Origin of the sequence: Amycolatopsis sp. NPDC059657 (assembly GCF_042734395.1) — a bacterium.
Lineage (GTDB): Bacteria > Actinomycetota > Actinomycetes > Mycobacteriales > Pseudonocardiaceae > Amycolatopsis.
Genome location: NZ_JBHWEB010000005.1, coordinates 66,241 through 80,311 on the forward strand (window position 1 = coordinate 66,241; position 14,071 = coordinate 80,311).

Here is a 14,071-nt window from a genome sequence, read left to right on the forward strand (position 1 = left end):
CCGCCGGAGGAGGGACCATGAAAGCCCGGACCTACGCCACAGCGCTCGTCGCGCTGCTTGTCGTGTCCGGCTGCTCGGCGGGCTCCAGCGCGACGGTCGCGACCGGTGGCGACTCCTTGTCTATCGGCTTCACGGCCGAGCCGCAGAACTTCGACTTCACGCGCACCGATGGCTCCGCCATCCCGCAGGTGCTGCTGTACAACGTCTACGAAGGCCTGGTGAAGCTGGACGCGAGCGGCAAGATCGTGCCGCTGCTGGCGAAGTCGTGGAAGATCAGCGAAGACCGCAAGACCTATGACTTCGAGCTCCAGCAGGGCGTCCGGTTCGCCAACGGAGTCCCGTTCACCGCCGCGGACGTCAAGTTCTCGCTGGAACGGGTGAAAACGGACTGGAAGATCTCGCTCAAGTCCAAAATGGACGTTGTCGATCATGTCGAGGTGGTCGATCCGGCACATGCCAGGGTCGTGCTGACCAAGCCGAGCAACGGCTGGTTGTTCGACCTGACCGGCCGCGTCGGCGCGATGTTCAGTCCCAGCGGCGTCGCCGATCTCGCGAACACCGCGGTCGGCACGGGTCCGTACACGATCGCCCAGCGTCGGCGCGGTGATTCGATCGTCCTGAAGCAGAATTCTGCGTACTGGGGCCCGAAACCCGCGTACTCCACGGTGTTCTTCAAGTACATCAAGGATCCGACGGCGTTGAACAACGCGCTGCTCAGCAACGGGATCGACGTGATCTCCGCGATCACCGCGCCCGACTCGATTCCGCAGTTCCAGAGCGACGACCGGTTCACCGTGGTCGAGGGCACCACGAACAGTGAGGTCACCCTCGCGATCAACAATGCCAGGCTCAAAGACGTCCGGGTACGCCAGGCGCTCACCTACGCGATCGACCGCAAAGCACTGCTGGACACGGCATGGGCCGGGCGCGGCACGCTCATCGGCAGCATGGTCCCGCCGACGGATCCCTGGTACGAGGACCTTTCCGGCAAGTATCCCTATGACCCGGCGAGGGCGAAGGCACTGCTCGCCGAGGCAGGTCAGCCGAATCTCAGCCTCCGGCTGCGGATCCCCAACCTGCCGTACGCGGTTTCGGCGGCGCAGGTGGTCGCTTCGCAACTGGACGATGTCGGCGTCCGGGTCACCATCGAGCCACTCGACTTCCCCGCGGTGTGGCTCAAACAGGTCTTCACCGACCACGACTACGACCTCTCGATCATCCAGCACGTCGAAGCCCGTGACATCACGACGTTCGGGAATCCCAAGTTCTACTGGGGCTACGACAATCCCAAGGTCAAGGCGCTGCTCGCACAGGCGGACACCGGCACCGAGGACCAGCAGGTCACCGCCATGCGCGAGGTCGCCCGTCAGCTCAACGCCGATGCCGCCGCGGATTGGCTGTTCCTCTTCCCCAACGTGATCGCGGCGAAGACCAAGGTCACCGGGTTCACCGAGAACCAGGTGAGCGAGTCCTTCGACGTCACGGGATTGGGGAAGAAATGATCCCCAAAATCCTGCGGCGGACGGCGATCCTGCTGGTCAGCCTGTTCGCGGCGTCGATAGTGGTGTTCCTGTTCATGGCCGTGCTGCCCGGTGATCCGGCGCAGGTCGCGCTCGGCGTCAACGCGACCCCGGAGCTGCTCGCGAAGACCAGGCAGGACTTCGGCATCGACCGTCCGCTGCTCACGCAGTACTTCGACTGGATCGGCGGCGTGCTGCACGGTGACTTCGGCAAGTCGTACGTGACACGCGAGGCGATCGGGCCGCAGCTGCTCGACCGCTTCGGCGTGACGTTGTGGCTGGTCGGCGCCGGCATGGCGGTCGCGTTCCTGCTCGCGCTGCCGCTGGGCACCTTCGCCGCGGTCCGGCATCGGAAAGCCAGTGGCACGGCCGTTTCCGGCCTGTCGCAGGTCGGCGTCGCGATCCCGGCCTTCCTCGCCGCGATCCTGCTGGTCCAGATCTTCGCGGTCCAGCTGCGCTGGCTGCCGTCCGGTGGCTGGACCCCGCCGAACCAGGACACCGGCGAGTTCGTCCGCGGCCTGATCCTGCCCGCGCTTTCGCTCGGACTGGTGCAGGGCGCGGTGCTCACCCGCTATGTCCGGTCGGCGGTGCTCGACACGCTCGGCCAGGACTACCTGCGCACCGCGCGATCCAAGGGACTACGGCCGTTCCAGGCGTTGTTCCGCCACGGCCTGCGCAATGCCGCCGTCCCGGTGGTGACCGTGCTCGGTTTGCAGCTCGCGACACTGCTGATCGGCGCGGTGGTCGTCGAGCGGGTGTTCGTGTTGCCCGGCCTGGGAAGCATGCTCCTCGACTCGGTCGCCGCGCGTGATCTGCTGACCGTGCAAGGCATCGTGCTCGTGCTGGTGGCCGGCGTGCTGCTGATCAACTTCGTGGTCGACCTGCTCTACACCGTGCTCGACCCGAGGCTGCGAGGTGCGTCGTGAACCGGACGCTGACCATCGGGAGCGTGCTCGTCGGCCTGGTGCTGCTCGCCGCGCTGGTGTCCTTCATCTGGACGCCCTACGACCCGACCAAGATCGACGCGGCGCACCGGCTGCTCGGGCCGAGCGCCGAGCACCTCTTCGGCACCGACCGGTTCGGCCGTGACGTGTTCAGCCAGCTCATGGTCGGCGCGCGCACCACGTTGTACGTCGGCGTGGTCGCGGTCGGCATCGCCGCGCTCATCGGCACCCCGCTCGGGGTGCTCGCCGGGCTGGCGCCGCGGTGGCTCGGTGAGTTCGTCATGCGGGTCAACGATCTCGTGCTCGCCTTTCCGGCGCTGCTGCTGGCGATCATGTTCGGCGCGGTGTTCGGTGCCGACACGCTCACCGCGATGATCGCCATCGGCATCGCGACCATCCCGTCCTTCGCCCGCATCGCGCGCTCCGGCAGCCTGCAGGTGATGAGCACCGAGTACGTGCTCGCCGCGCGCTCGGCAGGCCGGTCGCGCACGAACATCGCCACCCGGCATGTGCTGCCGAACATCGGCGGGCTGCTGATCGTCCAGTCCTCGGTCTCGTTCGCGATCGCCGTGCTGGCCGAAGCCGCGTTGTCGTTCCTGGGTTTCGGAACCAGGCCGCCCACCCCGTCCTGGGGCCGGATGCTCCAGGAATCGCAGGACCTGCTGACCGCGCATCCGCGGCTCGCGCTGGTGCCCGGTATCGCGATCGCGGTCGCCGTGCTCGGCTTCAACCTCCTCGGCGACGGGCTGCGTGACCGGCTCGACCCCCGATTGGCGGCGCGGCTATGACTCTCGTCGTCGAAGGTCTCGGCGTGTCCTCGCTGGTGCGGGACGTGTCGTTCGAAGTCGGTAAGGGCGAACGCGTCGGCTTGATCGGCGAGTCCGGTTCCGGCAAATCGCTGACCGCGTTGTCGATCATGGGCTTGCTGCCGGACGAACTGTCCGCCAAGGGGTCGGTGAAGCTCGGCGGCCGCGAGCTGCTCGGCGCGCCCGAGCGTGAGCTGTCCCGGTTGCGCGGCAACGAATTGTCGATGGTCTTCCAGGAGCCGATGACGGCGTTGAACCCGGCGATGCGAGTCGGCCGCCAGGTCACTGAGCCCGCGCGGCTACGCGGCAAGCGTCCTGACGCGGCCGAGTTGCTGGAGTCCGTCGGCCTGCCCGCCGACACGGTCCGCGCGTACCCGCATCAGCTCTCCGGTGGTCAACGGCAGCGGGTCGTCCTCGCGATGGCACTGGTCAACGACCCCGCGCTGCTCATCTGCGACGAGCCGACGACAGCGCTCGACGTCACCGTCCAGGCGCGAATCCTGGAGCTGATCCTCGCCGGCACACGGGAACGGGAGACCGCGCTGCTGTTCATCACGCACGATCTCGCGGTGGTGGCCTCGGTCTGCGAGCGCGTGCTGGTGATGCTCGACGGTGAGATCGTCGAGGCGGGCACCACCCGCGAGGTGCTCACCGCCCCTCGCCACGACTACACGAAACGCCTGCTCGAAGCCTCGGATCTGGAGGCGCCATGAGTCCGCTGATCGAAGTCCGCGACCTCGAACGCCGGTACAGCCGACGCGACGTCCACGCGCTGCGCGGAGTCTCGTTCGACGTCCAGCCGGGCGAGCGGTTCGGGATCGTCGGCGAGTCCGGCTCCGGCAAGTCCACTTTGGTCCGGCTGCTGGCCGCGCTCGACCAGCCGACGGCCGGTTCGGTCTCCTTCCGCGGCCGTCAGGTCACCGGCCTGCCCGAGCGGCAGCTGAAATTCCTGCGCTCCGAGCTGCAGATCGTCTTCCAGGACCCGATGGGTTCGCTCGACCCGCGCATGCGCATTCGTGACATCATCAGCGAGCCGCTCGGTCACCGCGACGGCAAGCGGGTCGCCGAGTTGCTCGAAGCCGTCGGCCTGCCCGCGGACGCCGGTGATCGTTATCCGCATCAGTTCTCCGGCGGGCAGCGGCAGCGGATCTCCATCGCGCGGGCGTTGGCGCCGAAGCCGAGTGTGCTCGTCGCGGACGAGCCGGTCAGCGCGCTGGACGTCTCGGTGCGCAAGCAGATCCTCGAACTGCTGGCTTCGCTGGTCGACCAGTTCCAGTTGACGCTCGTGTTCGTGTCACACGACCTCGCGGTGGTCCGGCACGTCTGCGAAACGGTCGCGGTCATGCGGCGCGGCGAGATCGTCGAACTCGGCGCGGTCGACCAGGTCTACGACGAGCCGCGGCACGAGTACACCCGCGAGCTCATCGCGGCCGCGCCCAGCCTGCGCAAGGCGCTGGCAGCACTGACGAAGGGGGAGTGAGATGCCGTACCCCGAAGGACTGCCGATCGGTGCAGGCTGGGTGTCCGCTGAGGACACCGCGCCGGTCGTCTTCCCGTTCAACGGAGACGTCGTCGGGCAGGCCCCGGTCGGCACGGCCGAACTCGCCAAGCGGGCGCTGGACGAGGCGGTCTCGATCGCCGACACGGTCGCGAAACTGCCCTCGCGGACGCGCCGCGCGCTGCTGCTCGCGGTCGGCGCGGCCATCGAGTCCCATCGCGAGGAGTTCGAGCGGCTGCTGGTCGGCGAGACCGGTAAGCCGCTGGCCGACTGCCGTGTCGAGGTCGCGCGCACGATCGTCACCTGGCACGCCGCCGCCGAAGAGGTCTCGCGGCTGCACGGCGAAACCGTGCCGCTCGACCTGCTGCCCTCGGGCGACGGGCTCGTCGGTTTCTGGACGCGCAGGCCGATCGGTGTGGTCGTCGGCATCGCGGGCTTCAACTACCCGCTCCTGCTGGCTTCGCACAAGATCGCCCCGTCGATCGCCGCAGGCTGCCCGGTCGTGTGCAAACCCGCACCGCAGACCCCACTCGCGACATTGTGGCTGGTCCACCTCGTCCGGGAGGCGGCGGCCGAACTCGGCGCACCCGCCGCGATGGTCCAGCTCGTCACCGGCGGCGCGGACGTCGGCGACGCGCTGGTCACCGATCGCCGGGTGGGCGCGGTGTCGTTCACCGGCTCCGCCGCGGTCGGGCACCTCATCGCCAAGAACGCCGCCCCCACGAAGACCCTGCTCGAACTCGGGTCCAACTCCGCGCTGGTCGTGGCCGAGGACGCCGATCTCGACGCGGCCGTCGACGCCGTGTTGCGCGGCGGCTTCTATGCGTCCGGCCAAGCCTGCATCTCGGTGCAGCGAGTGCTCGTGGTCGACGAGATCGCCGACGAGTTCGTCGAAGCGCTGCTCGCGCGGCTCGGCGAGATCGTCATCGGTGATCCGCGTGAGGAGTCGACGCGGGTGTCCGCGCTCATCGACCCGAAATCCACCGCCCGGGTGCTCGACTGGGTCGAGAAGGCCACCAAGGCAGGCGCGAAGGTCGTCGGCGGCGGTCTCGAGGGGACGGTCATCCGCCCGGCCGTGCTGCTCGAGGTGCCGGACGGCGTCGACTGCTGGGACGAGGAGATCTTCGGCCCGGTCGTCTGCGTGCGCACGGTGCCCGATGTGGACACGGCGTTCGACCAGGTCAACGCCTCGCGCTACGGGTTGCACGCCAGCGTGTTCAGCCGTTCGCTCAAGACCGCGTTCCACGCGCTCGACCGGTTGCAGGTCGGCGGCGTGGTGGTCAACGAAGTGCCGGGCTTCCGCTCGGACACCATGCCGTACGGCGGGGTCAAGGACTCCGGCATCGGCAGGGAAGGGCCGCGCTTCGCGGTCGAAGAGCTGACCGTGACCAGGATGGCGGTGATCAGGCCGTGAACTACGAGAACCTGTTCCGGCTCGACGGCAGACGCGCGGTGGTGCTCGGCGCGGGCAGCGGCATCGGCCGCGAGTCCGCCCGTGCGCTCGCCGCGCAGGGCGCCTCGGTGGTGTGCGCCGATCGCGACCTCGACGGCGCCAAGGAGACGGCCGCCCCGATCGGCGGCGAGGTCTACGAGATCGACCTGCTCGAAGCGGGCTCTGCCGAACGCGCGGCCGCCGAACTCGGCCCGGTCGATGTCGTCGTGCTGACGGCCGCGACCAATGTCCGCAAGCGTTTGCTCGACTACACCCGAGACGAGTTCGACAGGGTCGTCGCGCTGAACCTCGGCGCCACCTTTGAAGTCGTCCGCGCGTTCGGCGCGGGCATGGTCGAGCGCGGGCGCGGCAGCATCATCGGCTTCTCGTCGATCAGGGCCACTACTGTCGAGCCTGGTCAGGGCCCCTACGCGGCCACCAAGGCCGGGCTGGTCCAGCTGCTCAGAACGGCGGCCGCCGAGTTCGGGCCGTCCGGGGTGCGGGTCAACGCCATCGCACCCGGCGTGGTCGAGACACCGCTGACCGCGCCGATCAAGGCGAACCCGGACTGGTACCAGGCGTACGCGAGCAAGGGCGCGCTCGGCCGCTGGGCGCGAGCCGACGAGCTCGCGGGCGCGGTCGTGTACCTCGCGTCCGACGCGTCGAGTTTCGTGACCGGGGCCGTGCTGGCCGTGGACGGCGGCTGGACCGCGGTCGACGGCCGCTTCGAGCCACCGGCGTCGTAGAGAAGAGGCACCCGGATGAGTGACGCGCTGGATCTTTCGGCCAACGAGCTTCGCACGGCGTACGGCGCGGGCGCACTGTCCCCGGTCGAGGTGACCGAGGCCGTCTTGGCTCGCGTCGAAGCGCTCGAACCGGTGCTGCACGCGCTCTACGCGTACGACCCGGCTGGTGCCCGGCTCGCGGCCGAGGCGTCCGAAGCCCGTTGGCGCGCGGGCGAGCCGCTCGGCCTGATCGACGGCATCCCGTTGACGCTCAAAGAGAACATCGCGACCAAGGGCACCCCCGTACCGCTGGGCACGGCCGCGACCGAGCTGATTCCGGCGAAGGCGGACGCGCCGGCGGCCGCGCGGGTGCGCGAGTCCGGCGGCGTACTGCTCGGCAAGACGACCATGCCCGACTACGGGATGCTGACCTCGGGACTTTCGAGTTTCCACGAGACCGCGCGCAATCCGTGGGACACCGGCCGTACGCCCGGCGGCTCCAGTGCGGGTGCCGCTTCGGCCGCCGCGGCCGGATACGGGCCACTGCACGTCGGCACGGACATCGGCGGCTCGATCCGGCTTCCGGGCGGCTGGTGCGGCTTGGTCGGGCTGAAGCCCAGCTTCGGCCGGGTGCCGGTCGATCCGCCGTTCCTCGGCCGCGTGGCCGGTCCCATGACGCGCACGGTCGCCGACACGGCGCTGCTGATGGAAGTGCTCGCCCAGCCGGACGGCCGTGATCACCTGAGCCTGCCACCAGCGGAAATTCCTTGGCGCGACCTGGAAATCGACATCACCGGCATGCGGGTGGCGCTCCACCTCGACGCGGGGCTGGGACTCGGCGTCCACCCGGAGATCCGGGCGGCGATCGTCGACGCTGCCAAGCGTTTCGAGGCGGCCGGCGCTGTCGTCGAGTCGCTCGACCCGTTCCTGACCAGGGAAATGCTCGAAGGGCTCGACAAGTTCTGGCGGGTGCGTGCCTGGTCGGACATCTCCGCGCTGCCGAAGGAACGCCAAGCCCGCGTGCTGCCGTACATCGCCGAATGGGCCGAGGGGGGCGCCGAGATCTCCGGACTCGACACCTATCGCGGTTTCGCGCAGATCGACGCGATGGCCGTCGCGACTCTGCGCGCCACCGAACAATTCGACTTCGTGCTTTCGCCTACTTGTCCTGTGCCGGCGCCGCCCGCCGAATGGGCGTCGCCGACCAATGCCCCTGGCCTGCCGTTCGAGCACATCGGTTTCACCGTGCCGTACAACATGTCCGGGCAACCCGCTGTGAGCATCAATGCCGGATATACCAAGGAAAATCAGCCGATCGGGTTACAGATCGCCGCTCGCCGATTCGACGACCTCGGATTGTTGCGGGTAGCCGCGCTTTTCGAGCGGCTGCGGGCGGCGCAGCGCGAATTTCCCACTATTGCGTAGTCCTTTTCTTCAATCACCCCTGCCACGATTGTCCGCATGCGGATGGTGTTCATCGGTGCCGGGCCGGAAGATTTCGACAGGGCCCGGCGCCGGCTGCTCGACGAGTTCCGGGCCTGGGCCGAGATCCGCGGCCGAGCCGTCGACCCGGACGCCGTGGGCGCGGTGCTCGAGTATCGCTACCTGACCGACGGCATGCTCGGCCGCTGGACCGGCGCGGTGCTGCGCGAGGTGCTCAGCCACGAGTTCCCCGACGAAGACGCGACACCGGCCGCGATCGGCGCGCTCTTCGACTTCCTCGCCGACACCGATCTCTTCGACGACCGCAGCGATTCGGTCGAGTTCCTGCGTGAGGCGCTGGCCGACATCGCCGCCGGCTTCGGCGAGCGGGAGTGCCGTGCCCAGTTGCCACAGTTCTCCACCCCGGTCTTCGACCTGGCCGAGGAGGACGAGCTGCGTGAGCAGGCCGAAGGCACGGCCATGGTGCGGCATATGTACGGGTTCCTCGCGTGGCTGGACGCGGACCGCGTGCTCCCCGACGACATCGACGACTTCCCCGAGGGACGCAGGCTGTTCGCGCTCGCCGAGAGCATCGGCATGTTCCGTGAGGAGGGGCCACCGGACGAGCTGCTCGCCGACGCGCTGGCGCTCTGGACCGCGATGTTCGACCGGATGGACATCTGGGTGGGCGCCGAGTCGCCGTCCGGTTACCTCGACGGCGACGGCAAAACCCTGCTGGGCATGCTCGCGGCGATACTCGGCGGCCAGGGCCACGCATCGGAGGACCTCGTGTTCCGGTCGCAGTCCAAGGTCGTGAATGACCCGGTCGAACGCGCTGCGTTCGACCGCATCCGGACGCTCCTCTTCGACTACGGGCTCGCCGTCCGCGACGTGCGCACGACCCGTCACCTGCTGCCCGAAGCCCACGACGAGGACGAAGTCGCCCGGCCGCTGTACCGGCTCCTGCCGCTCGGCGTCCATGCACTGCACGGCGTGTACGCGCACGGTGGCGTCCACCTCACGACCTTCGAGGAGCTCACCCGCGAGACCCCGGAAGTGATGATCGCGAAGATGCTCGCCTCGGATCCAGCGCTGGCCGACCCGCTCATGGAGAGCTGGATCGCTCTGCACGCGCCCCGCGAGGCGCGCGCCGAACTGATCGAACTCATCGGCCGCACCGACGACTTCGAGCACCGGATGTTCGCACTCGACCTGCTCGGCAAACTCGGCCAGATCGGCACCGAGGCGATCGTCGCCCTGCGAGACAACCCGATCTGCGGTCCGTGCGTCGCGACCTGGCTGAGCCGCCACGGCATGCTCCCCGAAGAGGACATCTCAGAGCGCGAGCTGGTCTACGTCCGCCTCGACGTGCTCACATCCGGCCTCCGCCAGATGCCGGGCCGCACGATGGCGCAGTTCGCTGCGCAACCACGCCACATCCAGGTCTTGATGGTCGAAGACATGCCGGGCAGCGGTCATCCCTGCACCGGCGAGGTCCTCACCAAGATCGCCACCGATCACCCGGACGAATTCGTCGCCAAGGCCGCACGCCAGGCACTGGATCGCCTGCGTGCCGAATGATCAGCAGGGCACCGACGGCTGATAGGTCCGCACGGTGTTCAAGATCCAGCCGGTCACGTCGCTGTTCACGACCTTGACCTCGTACCAGTCGCCGAGATCGGTGATCCGCTTTTGGTAGACGCAGAGCGGAGTCTTGTCCGGCACTTTCTGGACGACCGGCCCGTTCGGATAAGCCTGCACCCGGCAACCGGCGACCGCGGAACACTCACCGCGATTGGCGGCGCCTTCCGCGGTCCCGGCTCCGGCGAAGACCAGCAGCGCGGCTGAAGACACGGCGACGAAGCGTTTCATGCCAACCCCCAAGTTGAATGAGCCTCAGTCGCCAGCTTTCCCGATCGCGTCGGCCAGCGCCAGTACGCGGCGTGCGTTGTCCACATGGAGATTTTCGATCATCCGACCGTCCACCGTGACCACGCCCCGGCCTTCGGCCTGCGCCGCCTCGAACGCCGCGATGATCTTCTCCGAGCGCTCGATCTCCTCGGCCGACGGCGCGAACACGCGGTTGCACACCTCGACCTGACCGGGGTGGATCAAGGTCTTGCCGTCGAAGCCGAACTGGCGGCCCTGCAGGCATTCCGCCTCGAAACCTTCGAGGTCCTTCACGTCGTTGTAGACGCCGTCGAGGATGACCTTGCCGGTCGCCCGCGCGGCGAGCAGTGCCAGCGAAAGCCCGCCGAGCAGGGGCGCACGGCCGGGCACGAACTCGGCGTGCAGCTCCTTCGCGAGGTCGTTGGTGCCCATGACCAGCACGGTCAGCCGCTCGCTCGCCGCCGCGATCTCCTCGGCGTGCAGCATGGCGACCGGGGTTTCGACCATCGCCCAGATCTTGGTGTGGTCTGGCGCGCCGCCGAGTTCCAGCGCGCGCTCGATGTTGTGCACCTCGGCAGCGGAGTTCACCTTGGGCACCACCACCGCGGCCGGCCCAGCCTGCGCGGCGGCACGCAGATCGGCGTCGTGCCAAGCGGTGTCGAGGCCGTTGACGCGAATGGTCACCTCGCGGCGGCCGTAGTCGCCGGACGACGCGGCGGCGCAGACGCGCTCGCGCGCGGCTTCCTTCGCGTCCGGCGCGACCGCGTCTTCGAGGTCGAGGATCAGCGCGTCGGCGGGGAGCCCCTTCGCCTTCTCCAGCGCGCGTTCGTTGGCGCCGGGCATGTAGAGCACCGAACGGCGCGGCCTGAGCTCGGTCATCGGACGGTGTCCTCCTCGACGATTTCGCGGTACGCGGCGGCCAGGTCCGCGTCGCGCGCGGCGAGTTCCTCGGCCAGCTCGGCGACCACGCGGCACTGTTTCACGGACGCGTCGTCCTGCATCTTCCCGTCGATCATCACCGCGCCGGTGCCATCGCCCATGGCGGCGATGACCTTGCGGGCCCAGCGGACGTCTTCGACGGACGGCGAGAAGACCTTCTTGGCGATGTCGATCTGGACCGGGTGCAGGCTCCACGCGCCGACACAGCCGAGGATGAACGCGTTGCGGAACTGGTCTTCGCAGCCGACGACGTCGCGGATGTCCCCGAACGGCCCGTAGTACGGCAGGATCCCGTTCGCCGCGCAGGCGTCGACCATGCGCGCGACCGTGTAGTGCCACAGGTCCTGCTGGTAAGTCGTCCGGCCCGCGGTGAGGTCCTCGCCGGTCGGGTCGGTGCGCACCAGGTAACCGGGGTGACCGCCGCCGACACGGGTGGTCTTCATACGGCGGCTGGCCGCGAGGTCGGCGGGCCCGAGCGAGATGCCCTGCATGCGCGGGCTCGCGCCGGCGATCTCCTCGACGTTCGCGACGCCGCTCGCGGTCTCCAGAATCGCGTGCACCAGCAGCGGGCGGGTGAGCCCGGCGCGTGCTTCGAGCTGGGCGAGCAGCCGGTCGACGTAGTGGATGTCCTGCGCGCCTTCGACCTTCGGGATCATGATCACGTCGAGCTTGTCGCCGATCTCGGTGACCAGCGTGATCAGGTCGTCGAGCACCCACGGCGAGTCCAGGCTGTTCACGCGGGTCCACAGCTGGGTCGAGCCGAAGTCGGTGGCCTTCGCGATCTTCACCAGGCCCTCGCGCGCGGCCTCTTTGCGGTCGGCGCGGACGGCGTCCTCGAGGTTGCCCAGTAGTACGTCGACCTTCTTCGCGATGTCCGGCACCTTCGCGGCCATCTTCTCGTTGCTGGGGTCGAAGAAGTGGATCATCCGCGACGGTGGCACCGGTATCTGGCGCAGCGGCTCGGGTGCCCCCACGGCGAGTGGTGCGAAGAAATCCTTCGGCGAGCGCATCGGTCCTCCAAGGCATGTGACTCGTCGGTAACCCTAAACCGGTGACATCGGGAACCGCTGCGGCGAAGGTCACCTCTTAGGGGTGTGGATTCTTCGAAACTGACCGGCTTCACCGAGCTCGAAGCGCTGGGCGAAGGCGCCTTCGGCAAGGTCGTGCTGGCGCGGCACGACGTGACAGGTCAGTTCGTGGCCATCAAATATCTCACCCGGATGGACGGACTCGCCGACTTCCGGCGCGAGGCCGAGACACTCCGGCACGTCGACAACCCGCACATCGCGCGGCTCTACGAGTTCGTCGAAGACGGCAGCAACGCCGCGATCATCATGGAACTCGTCCGCGGCATCTCACTGCAGCAGCTGCTGGCCGAACAAGGCACGCTGGCGCCGGAGGCCGCGTTGGCCGTGCTCAAGGGCTCTTTGCTCGGGCTCGCCGGCGCGCACGCGGCAGGCGTCGTGCACCGCGACTACAAGCCGGGCAACGTGCTGGTCGACGCCGAAGGCCAGAGCAAGCTGGTCGACTTCGGCATCGCCGTGCTCGCCGGGCAGAGCGGCGACCTGATCGGCACTCCCGCCTACATGGCGCCGGAGCAGTGGCGCGGCGACCGGGCCACCCCGTCGACCGACGTCTATGCCGCGACCTGCGTGTTCTTCCGCTGCGTCACGGGACGCCACCCGTTCACCGACGATCTGCGCGAGGCACACCAACGCGCACCGATCCCCGTCGCCGAGGTGCCGGAGCCGGTACGCGGCCTCGTCGTCCGCGGTATGGCCAAGGAGGCGCTCCTGCGCCCGGCCGACGCCGCGAAATTCGCCGCTGAGCTGGAGAAAGCCGCCAAGACGGGTTACGGCCGCGACTGGGAGGCCAAGGGCTGGCGGACACTGGCCGCCGGCGCCGCCGCGCTCGTCCCGTCGATGCTGACGCTCGGCATCGTCGGCTCGGCGCTGGCACCGGCGATCGGCGGCGCGACCGCCGGAGTCGCGGGCGGCGTCGGTGGCAGCGTGGGTGGCATCGGCGGCGTGGGTGGCGGCGTAGGAGGGTTGACCATCGGCGCGAAGATCGCGATCGGAGTCGGTGCGCTGGTCACGGCCGCCGTGGCGACCGTTGTGGTGGTGCTGTCCACCGGCGGCGACGAGAAGGAAGCGCAGCTTTCGACGACCCAGACCAGCACGCCGCTCGCGGTGAATGTCGCGCTGCGAGATCGGTCCGAGCACCTCACGGATCCGAAGTTCGACTTCAGGGGGCAGTACCCGGTCGTCACCGGGATAGCCGATCCCGCTCTCTCCAAACGGGTCAACGACGCGCTGGCCGCCCCACTCGACGGGCGTCGTAAAGAGATACACGACTTGCTCGCAGGCCTTGGCCCGGACTTCCTCTCCAACTACCCGGAGACTCCGACCACCATCACCAAGGCGGAGGTGATGCTCGGCGGTCCCAAGCTGGTCACCGTGCGGTACGTGCATTCCACCGAAGGTCAGGTGCTCGGGCACGCGTCGTGGCAAAGCTCGGACATGGTCACCGTCGATCTGACGAGTGGACGCGCGTTGACCGCGCAGGACATCTTGAAGCCATCGGTGATGACCTCCGACAGCCTGCGCACCTTGATCGCGAAGGTGCGCGCGGCGGATTCGAACCAATTCTGCGGCGAGGACGCCATCCGCTATCCGCTGACGCCCGACATCTTCGCTCGTTATGGCCACCGGGAGGCCGTGAAGATGGCGGCTTCGCCGAATGGCCTCACGTTCGTGGTGTTCACGCCCGCGATCGGCAACTACGCCGAGGCCTGTGGCGAGCACACGATCGTGGTTCCGTACGAAAGGATCAAGGAATTCCTGCGGCCGGAATTCCTGGCCCTCATCTGAGTTGTCCACAGTGGATTACGCCGTT

At 68.6% G+C, this 14,071-nt stretch carries 13 protein-coding genes; 10 read left to right on the top strand and 3 right to left on the bottom strand.

The window, feature by feature from the left end; genetic code table 11:
* Positions 1-17: 17 nt before the first annotated feature.
* Genes ACFV15_RS04385 through ACFV15_RS04425 form a run of 9 tightly spaced genes read left to right on the top strand, consistent with a single transcriptional unit; the run spans position 18 to position 9,928 of the window.
* Entirely contained in the window at positions 18-1,502 is a 1,485-nt protein-coding gene (locus ACFV15_RS04385) for an ABC transporter substrate-binding protein (protein ID WP_378348705.1), read from the top strand.
* Complete coding sequence (locus tag ACFV15_RS04390) at positions 1,499-2,446, top strand: ABC transporter permease (protein ID WP_378348706.1); 948 nt, start codon at positions 1,499-1,501, stop codon at positions 2,444-2,446. Before ACFV15_RS04385 ends, ACFV15_RS04390 begins: the two co-directional genes overlap by 4 nt.
* Positions 2,443-3,252, top strand: a complete 810-nt coding sequence (locus ACFV15_RS04395; RefSeq protein ID WP_378348707.1) for an ABC transporter permease — start codon at positions 2,443-2,445, stop codon at positions 3,250-3,252. The genes ACFV15_RS04390 and ACFV15_RS04395 overlap by 4 nt, the downstream gene beginning before the upstream one ends.
* Positions 3,249-3,983, top strand: coding sequence for an ATP-binding cassette domain-containing protein (locus ACFV15_RS04400; RefSeq protein WP_378348708.1), 735 nt, complete (start codon positions 3,249-3,251; stop codon positions 3,981-3,983). The genes ACFV15_RS04395 and ACFV15_RS04400 overlap by 4 nt, the downstream gene beginning before the upstream one ends.
* On the top strand, positions 3,980-4,750 hold the full coding sequence (locus ACFV15_RS04405; protein WP_378348709.1) for an ATP-binding cassette domain-containing protein: 771 nt from the start codon (positions 3,980-3,982) through the stop codon (positions 4,748-4,750). The genes ACFV15_RS04400 and ACFV15_RS04405 overlap by 4 nt, the downstream gene beginning before the upstream one ends.
* Before the next feature lies 1 nt (position 4,751).
* Positions 4,752-6,182 carry an aldehyde dehydrogenase family protein gene (locus ACFV15_RS04410; RefSeq protein ID WP_378348710.1) on the top strand — a complete coding sequence of 477 codons (1,431 nt, stop codon included), beginning with the start codon at positions 4,752-4,754 and terminating at the stop codon, positions 6,180-6,182.
* Entirely contained in the window at positions 6,179-6,946 is a 768-nt protein-coding gene (locus ACFV15_RS04415; RefSeq protein WP_378348711.1) for an SDR family NAD(P)-dependent oxidoreductase, read from the top strand. The genes ACFV15_RS04410 and ACFV15_RS04415 overlap by 4 nt, the downstream gene beginning before the upstream one ends.
* Positions 6,947-6,961: 15 nt before the next feature.
* Entirely contained in the window at positions 6,962-8,350 is a 1,389-nt protein-coding gene (locus ACFV15_RS04420) for an amidase (protein ID WP_378348712.1), read from the top strand.
* A 36-nt stretch (positions 8,351-8,386) separates the two neighbouring features.
* Entirely contained in the window at positions 8,387-9,928 is a 1,542-nt protein-coding gene (locus ACFV15_RS04425) for a hypothetical protein (RefSeq protein WP_378348713.1), read from the top strand.
* Here the strand turns inward: ACFV15_RS04425 and ACFV15_RS04430 are convergent, their stop codons facing one another.
* From ACFV15_RS04430 to ACFV15_RS04440, 3 genes are read right to left on the bottom strand one after another with little or no spacing between them, the layout of a single operon-like run.
* Positions 9,929-10,219 carry a hypothetical protein gene (locus ACFV15_RS04430; protein WP_378348714.1) on the bottom strand — a complete coding sequence of 97 codons (291 nt, stop codon included), beginning with the start codon at positions 10,217-10,219 and terminating at the stop codon, positions 9,929-9,931.
* A gap of 24 nt (positions 10,220-10,243) precedes the next feature.
* The gene (locus ACFV15_RS04435; RefSeq protein ID WP_378348715.1) at positions 10,244-11,116 is read right to left on the bottom strand and encodes an HpcH/HpaI aldolase/citrate lyase family protein; all 873 of its coding nucleotides are present in this window, start codon (positions 11,114-11,116) and stop codon (positions 10,244-10,246) included.
* A complete protein-coding gene (locus ACFV15_RS04440; RefSeq protein WP_378348716.1) occupies positions 11,113-12,186 on the bottom strand; it encodes an HpcH/HpaI aldolase/citrate lyase family protein in 1,074 nt (357 codons plus the stop codon). Before ACFV15_RS04440 ends, ACFV15_RS04435 begins: the two co-directional genes overlap by 4 nt.
* An 84-nt stretch (positions 12,187-12,270) precedes the next feature.
* Between ACFV15_RS04440 and ACFV15_RS04445 the strand changes: the two genes are divergently transcribed.
* Positions 12,271-14,046: a serine/threonine-protein kinase gene (locus ACFV15_RS04445; protein WP_378348717.1), complete on the top strand. Its 1,776-nt coding sequence runs from the start codon at positions 12,271-12,273 to the stop codon at positions 14,044-14,046.
* Positions 14,047-14,071: the final 25 nt, after the last annotated feature.